General features: G+C 63.4%; 15 protein-coding genes. All 15 read right to left on the bottom strand.

What is annotated here, in order from left to right; all coding sequences use genetic code 11:
- Nucleotides 1–297: 297 nt before the first annotated feature.
- Nucleotides 298–1,053: an outer membrane beta-barrel protein gene (locus C7A17_RS11655; protein ID WP_106738188.1), complete on the bottom strand. Its 756-nt coding sequence runs from the start codon at nucleotides 1,051–1,053 to the stop codon at nucleotides 298–300.
- A gap of 236 nt (nucleotides 1,054–1,289) precedes the next feature.
- The gene (locus C7A17_RS11650; RefSeq protein ID WP_106738187.1) at nucleotides 1,290–2,630 is read right to left on the bottom strand and encodes a hemolysin family protein; all 1,341 of its coding nucleotides are present in this window, start codon (nucleotides 2,628–2,630) and stop codon (nucleotides 1,290–1,292) included.
- 333 nt (nucleotides 2,631–2,963) lie between these two features.
- The gene (gene phoR / locus C7A17_RS11645; RefSeq protein WP_106738186.1) at nucleotides 2,964–4,283 is read right to left on the bottom strand and encodes a phosphate regulon sensor histidine kinase PhoR; all 1,320 of its coding nucleotides are present in this window, start codon (nucleotides 4,281–4,283) and stop codon (nucleotides 2,964–2,966) included.
- A gap of 42 nt (nucleotides 4,284–4,325) precedes the next feature.
- The gene (gene phoB, locus C7A17_RS11640; RefSeq protein ID WP_106738185.1) at nucleotides 4,326–5,015 is read right to left on the bottom strand and encodes a phosphate regulon transcriptional regulator PhoB; all 690 of its coding nucleotides are present in this window, start codon (nucleotides 5,013–5,015) and stop codon (nucleotides 4,326–4,328) included.
- A gap of 86 nt (nucleotides 5,016–5,101) precedes the next feature.
- Nucleotides 5,102–5,995: a 4-hydroxybenzoate octaprenyltransferase gene (ubiA, locus tag C7A17_RS11635; RefSeq protein WP_106738184.1), complete on the bottom strand. Its 894-nt coding sequence runs from the start codon at nucleotides 5,993–5,995 to the stop codon at nucleotides 5,102–5,104.
- 164 nt (nucleotides 5,996–6,159) lie between these two features.
- Nucleotides 6,160–6,711, bottom strand: coding sequence for a chorismate--pyruvate lyase family protein (locus C7A17_RS11630; RefSeq protein ID WP_106742880.1), 552 nt, complete (start codon nucleotides 6,709–6,711; stop codon nucleotides 6,160–6,162).
- A gap of 78 nt (nucleotides 6,712–6,789) precedes the next feature.
- Nucleotides 6,790–7,236 (bottom strand): flagellar export chaperone FlgN, encoded by a 447-nt coding sequence (flgN, locus tag C7A17_RS11625; protein WP_106738183.1) that lies wholly within the window; start codon nucleotides 7,234–7,236, stop codon nucleotides 6,790–6,792.
- Nucleotides 7,233–7,514, bottom strand: a complete 282-nt coding sequence (flgM, locus tag C7A17_RS11620) for a flagellar biosynthesis anti-sigma factor FlgM (RefSeq protein WP_106738182.1) — start codon at nucleotides 7,512–7,514, stop codon at nucleotides 7,233–7,235. Before flgM ends, flgN begins: the two co-directional genes overlap by 4 nt.
- Before the next feature lie 209 nt (nucleotides 7,515–7,723).
- Nucleotides 7,724–8,149 (bottom strand): flagellar FliJ family protein, encoded by a 426-nt coding sequence (locus C7A17_RS11615; protein WP_106738181.1) that lies wholly within the window; start codon nucleotides 8,147–8,149, stop codon nucleotides 7,724–7,726.
- Nucleotides 8,146–9,462, bottom strand: coding sequence for a flagellar protein export ATPase FliI (fliI, locus tag C7A17_RS11610; protein ID WP_106738180.1), 1,317 nt, complete (start codon nucleotides 9,460–9,462; stop codon nucleotides 8,146–8,148). Before fliI ends, C7A17_RS11615 begins: the two co-directional genes overlap by 4 nt.
- 6 nt (nucleotides 9,463–9,468) lie before the next feature.
- A complete protein-coding gene (gene fliH / locus C7A17_RS11605; protein ID WP_106738179.1) occupies nucleotides 9,469–10,161 on the bottom strand; it encodes a flagellar assembly protein FliH in 693 nt (230 codons plus the stop codon).
- Nucleotide 10,162: 1 nt separating this feature from the next.
- On the bottom strand, nucleotides 10,163–11,227 hold the full coding sequence (locus C7A17_RS11600; RefSeq protein ID WP_106738178.1) for a FliG C-terminal domain-containing protein: 1,065 nt from the start codon (nucleotides 11,225–11,227) through the stop codon (nucleotides 10,163–10,165).
- Nucleotides 11,202–12,887, bottom strand: a complete 1,686-nt coding sequence (gene fliF / locus C7A17_RS11595; RefSeq protein ID WP_106738177.1) for a flagellar basal-body MS-ring/collar protein FliF — start codon at nucleotides 12,885–12,887, stop codon at nucleotides 11,202–11,204. The genes C7A17_RS11600 and fliF overlap by 26 nt, the downstream gene beginning before the upstream one ends.
- Nucleotides 12,888–12,907: 20 nt before the next feature.
- A complete protein-coding gene (fliE, locus tag C7A17_RS11590) occupies nucleotides 12,908–13,243 on the bottom strand; it encodes a flagellar hook-basal body complex protein FliE (RefSeq protein ID WP_106738176.1) in 336 nt (111 codons plus the stop codon).
- A 22-nt stretch (nucleotides 13,244–13,265) separates the two neighbouring features.
- A complete protein-coding gene (locus C7A17_RS11585) occupies nucleotides 13,266–14,675 on the bottom strand; it encodes a sigma-54 dependent transcriptional regulator (RefSeq protein ID WP_106738175.1) in 1,410 nt (469 codons plus the stop codon).
- Between the last annotated feature and the right edge of the window lie 121 nt (nucleotides 14,676–14,796).

Here is a 14,796-nt window from a genome sequence, read left to right as displayed (position 1 = left end):
GCTGGCCAGATGACGTTCAGTCGGCCAGTCGGAGGTTGGGGAAAGAGGGAATTGGCGGGGCTATCGATAAAGGCAAACCGCCTGGCGAGCCAGGCGGTCTACGAGGCGCTTAGAACCTGTTTTACGATCTCGCGAGCTAGAGCGATACAACACCGATAGCGGCCCCGCAAAAACAAGCGAGGAACGGTCGGAGTCGCGGGCGACTGTACTTTTGTACATGAGCATTTCGACCGGGCTGGCGCTCCAGCTTGTTTTTAACGCAGTAGCGCCGACGCGCAGCAGATCGTAAACAGGTTCTTAGAACGCCAGACCAACGCGCAGGCCTACTTGCTCCTGCTTGAGCTTGCTGCGCTCGGCGATGGCACTGTTGCTATCGAGTTCATAGCGCGTCTGGGTGTAATACAGACTGGTGCTGATCGGCAGGTTGTTGATGCCCTTGTTCCACAGCATGGTCAGTTCGCCGTAAGGATTGACCTTGTCTTTCAGATCCACCGAGTCGCTGTCACCGTCGATCTTCAGGCGCGCTTCGGAGTTGATCGAATAGCGCGCTCCCACCTCCAGACGCAGGGTGTAATCCGGGGTCAGGTAGTTGTAACCGAGCCCGGCCTTGGCGAACGGCGATTTGCTGGTCAGCTTGACGTTACTGTCGAAGGGACCGACGTCATCCTGCTCGATGCGTCCCCAGTCGTAACCACCACCGATGATCACGTCGACGTAGTTGTTGGTGCTCAATGCGGCACGCAGACCGAGGTCGATGTCGGCGCGCGCGGACTTGTATTCCACATCGTCCTTGTCTCGGTACTGGCCCTCGATACCGGCCTGATAGATGAAGCCTTCCTGCCCCGTCAGCTTGTTGCCGAAGTGGTAGAACAGACCGCCCTGGTTGAGACGCTCCTTGTCGCTCTCGTCGTCCACGGTCAGCTTGTACTGGTTGTGCGAGGCGATCACACCAAACGTCGAGATCGGGTCGGTGACCGAGTCTGCATAGGCTTGGGAAGCGCCCGCCAGGCACAGGGCGAGAGTGGTTTTTGGGATTATTCTGGTCAGTTGCATGGCTTTATCCTTGGCAATTGGGGGTGGATAACGCCGTTCACCAAAATGGTGCGACGCAGGTTCCTAGACTGCGTCTACCCCGCGCGATTCGGTAAAACCGATGAACGGTCTCGAAACTGAACGAGGGCTGAATAAGGCTGCGTTTGGCGAGAAAATCCTGACCGATCGGTCACCTCAAGCCATCGGCTCGTGCACAGGCGGCCGAGTCGTTGCGAGCTCGGCCGCTGACGGGCTCATCAGGTGATCCTGAGTACCTTGGCCAGGACGACCTTCGGACCTTTCATCTTCTTGACGATGATGCGCAAGCCATCGGTCTCCAGCACCTCATCTTCCTCGGGCATGCGCTTGAGGCTGTCATAGATCAGCCCCGCCAGAGTTTCGGCCTCGATGTGATCGAGATCGATACCGAGCAGGCGCTCGATCTTCGCCAGCGGTGTATCGCCGCGTACCAGCAGCTTGCCTGGCTGGTACGCGAGAATGCCGCGCTCGGCCTTTCTGTGTTCATCCTGAATATCGCCGACCAGGGCCTCGAGTACGTCTTCCATGGTCAGGTAGCCGATCACCTTGCCATCGGCCTCTTCGACCAGGGCGAAGTGCGAGCCACCCTGACGGAACTGCTCGAGCAGCTGGGTCAACGGCATGTGCCGGTTGACCCGCTCCAGCGGATGCATCAATTCGCCGAGCTTGATCGCCGAAGGCAGCATCTCCAGCAGCGACAGGTGCAGCAGCAGATCCTTGATATGCAGCACGCCGACGAACTCGCCAATGCTCTCGTCGAAGATCGGGTAGCGGCTGTACTTGTGCCGGCGGAAAACGGCGAATACTTCATCAAGGCTGGCATTGAGTTCGAGGAACACCAGATCCTCGCGGGAATTAGCCCAGTCCACCACCTCCAGCTCGCTCAGCTCCACGGCCGATGCCAGCACGCGCATGTCCTGATCGTTGTCGGCACTGGCGCGGCTGGAATGCAGGATCAGCTTCAGTTCTTCACGGCTGTAATGGTGCTCATGGTGCGGCCCCGGCTCGCCTTGACCGGCGATGCGCAGGATGGCATTGGCGCTGGCGTTGAGCACGAAGATCGCCGGATACATCAGCCAGTAGAAGGCGTACAGCGGCACAGCCGTCCACAGCGAAAGCAGCTCGGGCTTACGGATCGCCCAGGACTTGGGCGCCAGCTCACCAATGACGATGTGTAGGTAAGAGATGATCGAGAACGCGGTGAAGAAGGCGATGCCATGGATCAGCTTCGGCGATTCGATGCCGATGGCCGCGAGCAGCGGCGTGAGCAGTTCGGCGAAAGCCGGTTCACCCACCCAGCCAAGGCCCAGAGACGCCAGGGTGATGCCCAGCTGGCAGGCGGACAGATAGGCGTCCATCTGGTTGTGTACGGTACGCAGGATGCGCCCACGCCAGCCATGTGCTTCGGCCAGGCCGTCGACCTTGGTGGCGCGCAGACGAACGATGGCGAACTCGGCGGCCACGAAGAAGCCGTTGAGCAGTACCAGAAAAAGGGCGAACAACATGAGGCCGATATCGGCCCAAAAGACGGAAGCGGAAAGACTCGTGGAGGGATCCATGAACGTGTGAGATAGCCAATGACCGACTAAGGTTGGGGGCTGCGCGCCGCGATTGCAAGCAGGCAGAACCTGCTCAAAGTTTCGCGAGCTAGAGTCATGCAAGGCGCAACGACCAACGGGAGTAACAGCCGAAGGCTGGCCCGAAGGGAGAGCGCCAGCGAATCAAACAGGCGAGGACGCGGAGTTTACGAGCTGTAAATGAGCAGTACTCGCTTCGCTCGCCCTTCGGGCCGCGCTGAAGCGCGTTAGCCGCAAGCGGCTTCCGACCGGGCTGGCGCTCCAGACTGTTTTTAACGCAGCAGGGCCGACGCACAGCAAACTTTGGGGAGGTTCTCAACGAGCGCGCTGAACTACCTGGGCCGGGGCGAAATGGCAGGTGAAGGTACTACCGCGCCCCAACTCGCTGACGATCCCCAGATGACCACGGTGGCGCAGCAGGACGTGCTTGACGATGGCCAGCCCCAATCCGGTGCCACCAGTGTTGCTGGCGCGACTGGAATCGACTCGATAGAAACGCTCGGTCAGACGCGGCAGGTGCTTGGCTTCGATACCGATTCCGCTGTCCTGCACCGACAGGTGTGCCCCCTCCTCGTTGCCCCACCAGCGGATGTGGATCTCGCCGCCAGCCGGGGTGTATTTCACCGCATTGAACACCAGGTTGGAGAAGGCGCTGCGCAGCTCAGCCTCGCTGCCTTTGAGCTTGAGATGCGAATCCGCCTCCAGGGTGATGCGGTGATCCTGGGCAGCGGACAGCGCCTGAGCATCGTTCTTGATCGACAGCAGCATCAAATCGACCGCGACCGGCTGGTTGTCCGAGGGATAGTCTGTCGCCTCCAGCTTGGCCAGCAGCAGCAGGTCGTTGAGCAGCGTCTGCATACGCGCGCCTTGCTGCTGCATCTGCTGCAGCGGTCGCAACCAGCGCGGGTTGACCGCCTCGACGTTGTCCAGCAGCGTCTCCAGGTAGCCGGAGATCACCGTCAACGGCGTACGCAGCTCGTGGGAGACGTTGGCGACGAAGTCCTTGCGCATCTGCTCCAGCTGATGGAGCCGGGTGACATCACGCACCAGCAACAGGTGCTCACGATTGCCGTACTGGGTGATGTGCACCTGCAGCCGGCGGCGATCGCTGACTGGCGAAGGAATTTCCAGGGCATCGGCATAATTGCCGCGCTCGAAGTAATCCTTGAAACGCGGATCGCGAACCAGGTTGGCAATCGGCTGGCCGCTGTCCTGCGGCGTTTTCAGCCCGAGCAAGGTTTCCGCCGCGCGATTCCACCACTCCAGATTGCCCTGGCTGTCGAGCATCACCACGGCATCCTTGAGCGCCGCGGTCGACTCCTGCACCCGGTCTATGACGGCCTGCAGACGTCCGCGGGCCTTCTGATTGCGTCGCTGCAGGTGGTAGATGCTGTCGAACACCTCGCCCCACAGCCCGTAGCCGTCCGGCGGCGGCTCATCCGGCCGGTGTTCGCGCAACCATTTGTGCAGACGCAACAGTTGACTGAGCGTCCAGCCGAGATGGACAGCCAGGCCGGCGGCCAAGGCCCAGCCGTATTCACCACTCACGAAGCCGAGCAGCAGGCAGGCACCGATCAACAGCAGCAGACGGCGCACGACGGCGCCACGCCAGTCTTGGTTCACGATGCAGCGCATCCTTGTATGAAGAGTGAGTGCGCAGAAACGCCGCGCCAGCGATCAACCTTTGGTGGAGAAACGATACCCAGTGCCGCGTACGGTTTGCACCAGATTTTCGTAGGCATCACCCAACGCCTTGCGCAGACGACGGATGTGCACGTCGACCGTGCGTTCCTCGACATAGACATTGCCGCCCCAGACCTGGTCGAGCAACTGGCCACGGGTATAGGCGCGTTCCTGGTGGGTCATGAAGAATTGCAGCAGGCGGTATTCGGTAGGCCCCATCTCGGCCGGCTTGCCGTCGATGGTGACGCGATGGCTGACCGGGTCGAGCAGCAGGCCACCGACCTCGATCGGCGCCTCGCTGTCGCTGGGGCCGGCACGGCGCAGCACGGCCTTCAGACGCGCCACCAGCTCGCGCGGGGAGAACGGCTTGGTGATGTAGTCATCAGCACCGACTTCCAGCCCCTGGATCTTGTTGTCCTCTTCACCCTTGGCGGTGAGCATGATGATCGGGATATCACTGGTCAGCTCATCACGCTTGAGGCGGCGCGCCAGCTCGATACCACTGGTGCCGGGCAACATCCAGTCGAGCAGGATCAGATCGGGCTTGCGATCCACGATCACGGCATGGGCCTGCTGGGTATTCTCCGCTTCCAGGCACTCGTACCCGGCCATCTCCAGGGCCACCGCGATCATCTCGCGGATCGGTGCTTCGTCATCGACGATCAGGATGTTCTTGCCAACCATGGGCCTGCGCCTCTGTTCATTTAGCTGTCGTGCGCCGCATTAGATAACGGAATTATTGCAGCGATATGACAGGCGCGCGGCAGCGATCAAGCAGCCAGGGCGTAATCCAGCACGATGCCGACGAATATCGCCAATCCCGCCCAGTGGTTATGCAGGAAGGCGTTGAAGCACACCATCGGCTCGCGCCGGCGGGTCACGTGGAACTCCCAGGCGAAACAGGCCGCCGCGACCAGCAGGCCGAGGTTGAAGTACAGCCCCAGCTCGAAGCGCGCGCCAGCCAGCAGCAGGCACAGCAACGTCAGGCCCTGCAGGATGGCGATGATCAGGCGGTCGGCATCGCCAAAGAGGATGGCGGTGGATTTCACCCCGATCTTCAGGTCGTCCTCACGATCAGCCATGGCGTAGTAGGTATCGTAGGCCACCGTCCACAGCAGGTTGGCGATGTACAGCAGCCAGGCTTCAGGTGGCAGGCTGCCGGTTTCGGCGGTAAAGGCCATCGGCATGCCCCAGGAGAATGCCGCCCCGAGCACCACCTGTGGGTAGAAGGTGTAGCGCTTCATGAAGGGGTAGCAGGCGGCCAGGGCCAGGCCGCCGAACGACAGCCAGACGGTGGTGGCGTTGGTGAACAACACCAGCACGAAGCTCATCGCCACCAGCACGGCGAACAGCACCAGCGCCTCGCGCGGCTTGACCTTGCCACTGGCCAGCGGGCGCAACTGGGTACGGCTGACGTGACCGTCGAAGTTGCGGTCGGCGTAGTCGTTGATCACGCAACCGGCGGCGCGCATCAGGATCACGCCAACGACGAAGATGAACAGGTTTTTCACACTCGGCACACCTTCGGCGGCCACCCACAGCGCCCACAACGTCGGCCAGAGCAGCAGGTAGATACCGATGGGTTTGTCCAGCCGCATCAGCTGGATGAAATCCCAGGCGCGAGGGTGCAGGCGGGTGGTCGATTGCAGCAGGCGGGTGTACATCGAAGCGTCTCCGTGCAGGTTGCGCGGATTATACGAGGAAGCGGGTGTGGGAGGCGCTTTAGCGGCGATGCTCACCGCCGCAGGCGGTTCAGCGCCTATGGCGTACTTGCGAAGCAGTACACCATAGGCCCAACAGACAACAGGTATAGCCTGAGTAGCGAACTCTAGGCCTCGGTGCCTGCCGCCAGCCAGAAGGCCGGCAGAAATACCTCGGCCACCAGTACGCCGAGGGCGCCACGGCTGAAGCAGGAACGGCGGCCCCACAGGCGCTCTTCACGTACCTCGGCCGGCAGCCAGGCGGCAGGATAACGACAGACCTGCAGCTCACCACGGTCGAAAGCGCGGTCGCTGAACAACAACTCGCCCAGCGAACGACTACCCAGCTCCGCCAGGTTCAACCCGGAGCCCTCCAACGCACTGCGCGCGGCGACGCTACGGGCGAATACCCAGGGCTGGTCATGCCCACGCAGGTACACCTCGCGCACCCAGCCCTGGCTGCCATCGGCAACACCGAGCGCGGCGCACTCGTCACTGCGCAGGCGCTGCCAGCCCTCGACCAGCGGGGTGACGGAAAAACCGTCATGGGACAGTGCGGTCAATCGACGGGTCAACGAATCCTCGTTGAACAACCACTCGCGCACATCGGCAGCCGGTTGCGGATGCAACTGGGCACAGGTCAGCCAGCGGGGTGGATGAGCGAGAGCAGCGTGGGGCACGGCAGAAATCACCACAGATCGAAAGCGCGCGAGTCTAGCACGGCGCAACCGCTGGATTGGATCAGGGCACCCGGCGGGTCAGTACGGCTGCGGGGCGTAGAGCTGGGCAGAGCCTGGCTCGCCGAGCAATTGCTCGAGAATCTCGTGATGCATGGCCAGCAGTTTGCCGTTGCGCTCGTTGAGGCGCTTGCACTGACCGGCCAACTGACCGAGCTGCTGCCAGGTAAGCTGGAGATGATCACGCTGGGCCTGGGGGAAGCGCTGTAGCAGTTTTTCCATGGCGCTGTGGCCACTTCCCAGCTGAAAGGCCGCCAGCACCTTGCTGCGCCGTTCGGCGCGAACGCGGGCCTGGTCGACCAGTGGCACGATCTGCTCGTTGAGCAGGTCGATCTGCTGGCTGTCGCGGCGTAGCAACTGCTGATACAACTCCTGCATGAAACCACGCAGCGCCAGGTAGCCGGCGCAGTCCTGCTGCAAATCCTGTTCGATCACCTGGAGCAGCTGTTGCTCACGTGCCGTGGTCACGCATCGCTTCCGCTGTGGTAGGTCAGCATGCTGCCGGCCAGGGCCTGCGGATCGCTGATCAACTCGCCACGGGCCAACGCAGCCTTGAGCGTCGCGACCTTGTCCAGGTCGACTTCGGGCAGGCTGCGCAGGGTCGACTGCAGTTGCTCCAGACGCGGTTCGTCGCTGGCGGCGCTACGCGCAGTGCCGGCATGCGGCTGCGGACGCGCACTCTGTACCGGCGCCGGGGCGTCGCTGGGCAGGTTGAGGCTGGGCTTGAGATGCCTGCTGATTTCCATGATTCGAATCCAACTCGTGGTGTTATGGCCAATAAGCGACCGCCCCAGGCCAGTACTTAAATCCCATGCGGAAAAAACCTGCCGCCTGGCCAAACTGCCGATTTGCAGGGTGCGCCGTGCGCACCGCTGCTACCCGCGCCAGGATTTCGCTGCGCACGGCGCACCCTAAATATCCATCTCCTGAGATCCAACGGACTGGCGTTAGCTGCCTAGCCCACCTGCGCTCGCCACCAGGCCTGTGCGGCCAGGCCATCCTGAATCTTCTGCTCCTGACGGGCAAGCAGCTCCTGCCATTCACCCATCTTGCCCTCGAGAAACTGGGTGATGACCTTCTCGCTACGCATCGCCGCCAGTAGTTCGCGCTGAATCCGCGCCAGGTTTTCCTCAGCCAGCGCCAGCTCGCGACGCTGCAATTCCACCATCTTGTACAGCGTGGCCTTGTAGCGCTGCTGATTGTCGCGCTGCAGCGGTGTGGTCATCGGCACGGTGAAACCGCACAGGCGGCTGAGCCCGGCGATGTTGTTGCGATAACGCTGACACAGGTTCTGCTGGTAACTGACCCGGCCGAGCATCTGCTGCACCCGGTTGCCGCGCAGGCTGGCCAGACGACCGAGGACTTCTATCTGCTCTTTCATTTGATGATGCTCTGCAGGGTGGCGATGCTGGCACCGAGCTCGGCGCTGGCACCGACCTCCTGGCGCAGGAAGCGTTCGAGGCTGGGCGCCAGTTGCACGGCGCGGTCAGTCTTGGCGTCCATGCCCGGCGTATAGCCGCCCAGCGGGATCAGTTCCTTGATCTTCTCGAAAGTGCTGTAGAACTCCTTGAACTGGCGACCAGCGGCCAGGTGCGAGGCCTCACCGACCTGGCTCATGCAGCGGCTGACCGACGCAGAGATATCGATGGCCGGGTAGTGGCCGACATCGGCCAGGCGCCGCGACAACACGATATGGCCATCGAGGATGGCACGCGCGCAATCGACGATGGGATCCTGATGGTCATCGCCCTCGGCCAGCACGGTGTAGATCGCGCTGAGGCTGCCACTGCCGCTTTCGCCGTTGCCAGCACTTTCCACCAACTCCGGCAGCATGCCGAACACCGAGGGCGGGTAGCCCTTGGTGGCCGGCGGCTCGCCCAGTGCCAGGGCGATCTCACGCTGGGCCATGGCGTAGCGGGTCAGCGAATCGACCAGCAGCAGCACGTCCTGGCCCTGGTCACGGAAATAGGCGGCGATGCTGTGACACAACTCGGTGGCCTTCAGGCGCATCAGCGGCGATTCGTTGGCCGGCGCCACCACCACCACGGCCTTGCGCAGCCCTTCTTCGCCGAGCGAGTGAAGGATGAATTCCTGCACTTCGCGGCCCCGCTCGCCGATCAGCCCGACCACCACCACGTCGGCCTTGGTCTGCCGGGTGATCATCCCCAGCAGCACGCTCTTGCCCACTCCGCTTCCGGCGAACAGGCCGACGCGCTGGCCCTTACCGAGGGTCAGCAGGCCATTGATGGCGCGTACACCGACGTCCAGCGCTGCCTCGACCGGGCGGCGCTTGAGCGGGTTTACCGTGGGCAGCTCGACCGGCAGCGGATCGCGACCGGACAGCTTGCCGCGCTCATCCAGCGGCTCGCCAAGGCCATTGACCACACGCCCCAGCCAGGACTCGTCGATCTGCAGCACCGCCTCGTCCTTGGCGGGAAATACCCGAGAGCCGGCCGCCAGGCCCACCGGCTTCTTGAATGGCATCAGGTAGGTGATATCACGATTGAAGCCGACGACCTGGGCATCGAGCAGACTGCCATCGGCCTGCTCGACACGACAGCGCTGGCCGGTGCTGCGCTGGCAGCCGAGGCTTTCCAGGAGCATGCCGGACACCCGCACCAGACGCCCGGCCACCTTGGCCAGTTGCACGCCATCCAGTGAGCGCAGCGCTTCGTCGAGTTTGTAATCCAGCATTCAGGCTCAGGCCTCGGTCAGATGCAGGTGTTCGGCCAGGGTGTCGATGCAGGCGTCGAGACGCTGCTGGCAACCGACATCGGCCTCGGCCTGCGGCGTGATCACCCGGCATTCGCCCAACGCCAGGCGCTCGTCGGCCACCAGTCTCCAGTTGGCGGCGCGCTCCGGTGCCACCGCCTTGATACGTGCGTATTCCTCGGGGCTGAGCAACACCTGCACGTCATCCGGCTCGCCCGGCATGCTGGTCAGCGCCTCCTCGACCAGCGCCAGCAGTTGCGTGGGGTGCAGCGTCAGCTCACAGCGGATGACCTGCTGCGAGACCTTCTTCACCAGCTCCAGCAGCTCCTGGCGGCGCTTGTGCTCCAGCTCGCCCAGGTACTGCTCGACGCGCTCGCTGATCTGCTGCAACGGCTGCGCGGCCAGCTCGAACTCACGGCGTCCTTCGCTGCGGCCTTCCTCGCGGCCCTGGCGCAGGCCTTCACCACGGCCCTGGTCGAAGCCAGCCTGGCGCCCAGCTTCCTCGCCCTGCAACAGACCGTCCTGATAGCCCTTCTCGATGCCTTGCTGGAAGCCATCGGCCATGGCCCGCTGCAATCCGGCCGGGTCGGCGCTCCAGTCCGTGCCGGCCGGCATGCTACGAGGCGGGAAGCGGTAGGCGCGCCATTGCCGGGCATCACCCTTGAGCAGCTTGGTCGTCATGTCATTCCACCGTCTGTTCGCGGAACAGCTGTACCTGCAATTCACCGTTGGCCGACATCTCGCGTACCACCGCCATGATGTCCTTGCGCACCTGCTCGATGCGGCTCAGCGGCACCGGGCCCTGGCGCCGGTTGATCGACTCCATCTGCTGCGCCTGACGCTTCGGCATGGCGCTCTGGATAGCACGCACCAGCTCGGGCTCAGCCCCCTTGAGGGCGACCACCCATTCTTCCAGCGGGATGGCTTCGAGCAGGCTCTGCAGCACGTCCTGGTTCTGCCGCGAGAGGATGAAGAAGTCGTACATTTCATCTTCGATGCGCTCGACCAGTTGATCGTCGTGCGCGCGCAGCAGCTCGAACATCTGGTTTCGGTCGCCCTTGAAGCGGTTCATGATGTCCGCCGCCTGCTTCACCCCACGTACCTGCGAGCCCTGGGTGCTGAGCACCGCCAGGCTGCGTTCGATCAACTGCTCCAGTTCGGAGATGACGTCGCTGTTGACCTCGCTGAGGTTGGCGATGCGGTAGAGCAGCTCATCCTGGCGCTCGGCCGGCATGCACTCGAGCACCTCACTGGCCATGCCCGGCGGCAGGAAGGCGAGGAACACCGCCTGCATCTGCGCGTGCTCCTTGGCGATCAGCGCAGCGAACTGCTTAGGATCGAGCCATTCCATCTTGGCCATCTTGGCGCGAATTTCCTCGCCGTAGATGCTGTCGAGCAGCGAACGGGTGATTTCACCGCCCAGCGCCTTGCTGAGCATGCCGTCGAGGTAGCCGCGCGAGGCGCCCTTGATGCTGCTCTGCTCCTTGTAGTCCTCGAAGAAGCGACCGATGACGTCGGAGACCATTGGCTGCTTGACGTTGGACAGACGCGCCATCGCCTGACTGATGGAGACGATTTCCTCGCGCGAGAAGTGCTTGAGCACCCCAGCGGAAATCTCGTCGCCCATGCTCAGCATCAGAATGGCAGCCTGCTCGGACGAGCTCAGCGAGCGCTTCTGCACGCGCATGCGCATTTCCTTGGCGGTGGAGCCGCCACGGCCGTCAGGCTGGGTTGAGGTCTCGTTCATTGCGCCCTATCCATTGCTTGATGACTTCCGAGACGCGCTCGGGATCGTTCTTGGCCAGCATCTGCAGGTGTTCGATCTGTAGTTCCAGGCCCGAGCCTGGCGCCGGTAGGCGGATTTCCGACAGCGGACTCAGTTCGCCGAGCACCGTGGCCCCCGGATGATCGTCCCCGACCCGCGCCAGCAGGCGCTCGGCGGCACGCTCGGCGTGCAACGCAAGTTGCGCATCGCCCTCTGCTGGCGGCGGCGTCGGCTGACTACGCTGACTCAGGCTGCGAATCGCCGGGCGTACCACCATCAACAGCAGCAGCAGGCTGATCAGGGCGAACACCGCGAGCTTGGCCAGGTCATGCACCTTGGGGTTTTCCCACCAGGGCAGCAGATCGCCGCCGGCCTCGGCCAGGCCATCGGCAGTGAACGGAAACACGCTAAGCGTCAGCAGATCACCACGCGCCTGGTTGAAGCCCACCGCACTCTTGATCATCGCCTCCATCTCGGCACGCGCTTCGGGCGTCCAGCCGCCCTCCGGTGCCACGGCCGCATTGAGTACCACTGCGATGCTCTGCTGACGCAGGCTGAAAGGCGCATGCTTGACGTGGGTGATGCTCTGGTCGTAATCCAGCTGGCGGTTGGATTCCTTGCGCAGCGAGGTCGCCGCCTGGTTGGCGTTGTCCGCCTGAGCGCCTGCCTGGGCCTGGCCGGCCGGTGGCGGGGTAGGAGCCGGCGCAGGAGGACGGTTGGCCAGCGAACCCGGCACACCCAGGGCGAGCTGGTCGAGCACGCTCTCGTCACGCAGCACTTCGTTGCGCAGGCGCGGGCTCTCGCCGTACGCCTGGAAGGTCTCTTCCTTCTGGCTGAAATCGATATCGGCGGACACGCTGATGCGGTAATTGCCACCGCCAAGGATCGGCGCCAGTACGGCCTCGGCATTGGCCGCGGCCTTGTTCTGATAATCGTCGACCACCTGCCAGTTCTGCGCGGGCCCGCCCCAGGCATCGAGGCCACGAGACAGCAACGCGCCATACTGGTCGACCACCTGTACGTTGCTCGCATCCAGCTGCGGCACACTACCGGCCACCAGGTTGACGATGGCGCTGACCTGCTCCGGCGCCATCTTGTAGCCGGGCGCCAGTTGCAACATCACCGAAGCCTTGCCCGGCTCTCGTTTGCCCACCACGAACGAGCTGCTTTCCTGCAGCGCCAGGTGCACGCGGGCGCCCTCGACGCCTTTGAGTGCCATCACCGTGCGCGCCAACTCGCCCTCCAGGCTGCGCTTGAGGCGCACATCCTGGACGAACTGACTGGTGCCCAACGGCTCGTCCTTGTCGAACAGCTCGTAGCCGGCCGGCACCTTGACCTGCACGCCCTTGGCCGCCAGCAACATGCGCGCGCGGCCAAGCTGATCGTCGCGTACCAGCACCTGACCACTTTGCGGATGCAGGCGATAGGCGATGGCATCACCATCGAGCACCTGCATCACCTCGGCAGCCGGATAGGCCTCGCCAGTGCCGTACAGCGGACGGAAAGAGCCCTGATCCCGCCAGAGATAGAACACCACGCCAACCGCCAGCAAGGCAGCGATCACCGCGAGACCGATCAGGGTCATGCGTGGATCGAGTTTCAGCCCGCCAGTGGGCAGTTTGCTTCTTATGGTCTGCAGCACGCGTCAGGCCCCCGATCCGCTTACAGCGGCATCTTCATGATGTCGTCGAAGGCCGAGGCCAGCTTGTTGCGTACCTGCAGCAGGGCGCTGAACGAGACACTGGCCTTCTGGCTCTCGATCATCGCGCCGACCAGGTCGTCGCTCTGCCCGCTGTCCACCGCGGCCATCGCGGCACTCGAGCTGTGTTGCTGGGTATCGACCGCACGCACCACGTCGTTGAAGGCGCTGGCGAAACCGGCCTCGCCAGGTTGCGCGGCGAACGCCTGCGCCGGCTTGATCACGGTCGCGTCGCTCAAACCCTTGAGTTGTTCCATGCGGCCCAGCAGATCCTGCTGCACCTGGGTGATCGAGTTCATCGCTATGGCTCCTGGCCGGTTCTTAGACGGGAATCTGCACGCCCTGCTCGCGCATGGCGTTGAGTCGGTAGCGCAATGCGCGAGGGGTCATCCCCAGGCTCTCGGCTGCCCTGGTCTTGTGCCCGCCGAAACGGCGGATGGTGTCGATCACGTGCTGGTACTCGGCCCACTTCCCACTGGCGCGCAGAGCCGCCTTGCCACCCTCGAGGACTTGCGGCTGCAAGCGCGGCACCACCTCGACAGGGACTCCCTGTGGCAACGCCAGGCCCAGATCCTGCGCCTGGATATACAGGCCGTTGCGCAGAATCAGCGCACGTTGCAGGCAGTTCTCCAGCTCGCGCACATTGCCCGGCCAGTCGTAAGCCAGCAGCGCGCGGCAGGCATCCTCGGTGAGCAGTTCGTGGCGGGCGTCCTGCGCGGCGTACTGGCGGATGAAACGACGCGCCAGCGGCAGTACGTCATCCTTGCGTTCACGCAGTGGACTGATGTGCAGTGGCAGCACGTCGAGACGAAACATCAGGTCGGCACGGAAGCGGCCCTCGGCCACTTCCTGCTGCAGGTCGCGGTTGGTGGCGGCGATGATGCGCACGTCCAGGGCGATCTCCTTGCGGCCGCCCAGGCGCTCGACGCACTGCTCCTGCAGCACCCGCAACAGCTTGGCCTGCAGCCCCAGCGGCAACTCACCGATTTCATCGAGCAGCAGCGTGCCGCCGTTGGCCAGTTCGAACTTGCCCGGTTGGGCATTGACGGCACCGGTGAAGGCGCCCTTCTCGTGGCCGAAAAGGATGGACTCGAGCATCTGCTCGGGAATCGCCGCGCAGTTCACCGCGATAAAAGGCGCGTCGTCCTGGGCGGAAAACCGATGGATGTAGCGCGCCATCAGCTCCTTGCCAGTCCCCGTTTCGCCGGTAATCAGGATCGGTGCACGGGTCATGGCCACGCGCTGAGCCATGGCCAACAGGCGACGCCCGGCCTGCGAGCAGGACACGAAGGCTTCCTCGCCGGTACTGGCCGATTCCTGGCGGCGCAGCAGGGCGCTGAGCTGGGCTTCGCTGAACGGTGCCAGCAGATAATCGACGCAACCCAGCTCGAGCAGAGCGGCGGCCTTCTCCTGATCGGCGTACTCCACCACCGGCACCACACCTGCACGACCGGCCTGACGCAGAATGGCGCCGACCTGCGCATAAAGGGTGTTGCCGGCCAGGCTGCTGACGAACACCAGCACCAGGCTGGCGTCGGTCAGCACGGCGGGATCGAGCTCCAGGCAACTGGCAAAGCGTTGCACCTGGAAACCCTGGCGCTGCAGCCCACCGGTGAGCAGGCGCTCGCTGGCCGCATCGGCCTGACCGACCACGACAATATGGCGCTGCCCGCACTGCTCAGTGAACAGTGCATTGCAGGCGTAACTTACCGTTTGAGTTGAATGCTTCAAGGTAAATCATCCGTTGTCTTTATCTGCCAGCTGGCCTAATCGATCCGGAGTTTCAAACTGCCAACTAGATGACAGATTTTTTTCACTCGGCCCCTTAATCTTTTGAAACTTTCCGTCGCCC

This window comes from Pseudomonas mendocina, assembly GCF_003008615.1.
In the GTDB taxonomy this organism is placed as follows: Bacteria; Pseudomonadota; Gammaproteobacteria; order Pseudomonadales; family Pseudomonadaceae; genus Aquipseudomonas; species Aquipseudomonas mendocina_C.
This window is presented reverse-complemented; position numbering and strand designations above follow the sequence as displayed.

What these genes read in the sequence shown, in the direction of transcription:
- C7A17_RS11655 (WP_106738188.1), bottom strand. Translation starts at nt 1,053, where the DNA reads ATGCAACTGACCAGAATAATCCCAAAAACCACTCTCGCCCTGTGCCTG.
- C7A17_RS11650 (WP_106738187.1), bottom strand. Translation starts at nt 2,630, where the DNA reads ATGGATCCCTCCACGAGTCTTTCCGCTTCCGTCTTTTGGGCCGATATC.
- phoR (WP_106738186.1), bottom strand. Translation starts at nt 4,283, where the DNA reads ATGCGCTGCATCGTGAACCAAGACTGGCGTGGCGCCGTCGTGCGCCGT.
- phoB (WP_106738185.1), bottom strand. Translation starts at nt 5,015, where the DNA reads ATGGTTGGCAAGAACATCCTGATCGTCGATGACGAAGCACCGATCCGC.
- ubiA (WP_106738184.1), bottom strand. Translation starts at nt 5,995, where the DNA reads ATGTACACCCGCCTGCTGCAATCGACCACCCGCCTGCACCCTCGCGCC.
- flgM (WP_106738182.1), bottom strand. Translation starts at nt 7,514, where the DNA reads ATGGAAATCAGCAGGCATCTCAAGCCCAGCCTCAACCTGCCCAGCGAC.
- C7A17_RS11615 (WP_106738181.1), bottom strand. Translation starts at nt 8,149, where the DNA reads ATGAAAGAGCAGATAGAAGTCCTCGGTCGTCTGGCCAGCCTGCGCGGC.
- fliI (WP_106738180.1), bottom strand. Translation starts at nt 9,462, where the DNA reads ATGCTGGATTACAAACTCGACGAAGCGCTGCGCTCACTGGATGGCGTG.
- fliH (WP_106738179.1), bottom strand. Translation starts at nt 10,161, where the DNA reads ATGACGACCAAGCTGCTCAAGGGTGATGCCCGGCAATGGCGCGCCTAC.
- C7A17_RS11600 (WP_106738178.1), bottom strand. Translation starts at nt 11,227, where the DNA reads ATGAACGAGACCTCAACCCAGCCTGACGGCCGTGGCGGCTCCACCGCC.
- fliE (WP_106738176.1), bottom strand. Translation starts at nt 13,243, where the DNA reads ATGAACTCGATCACCCAGGTGCAGCAGGATCTGCTGGGCCGCATGGAA.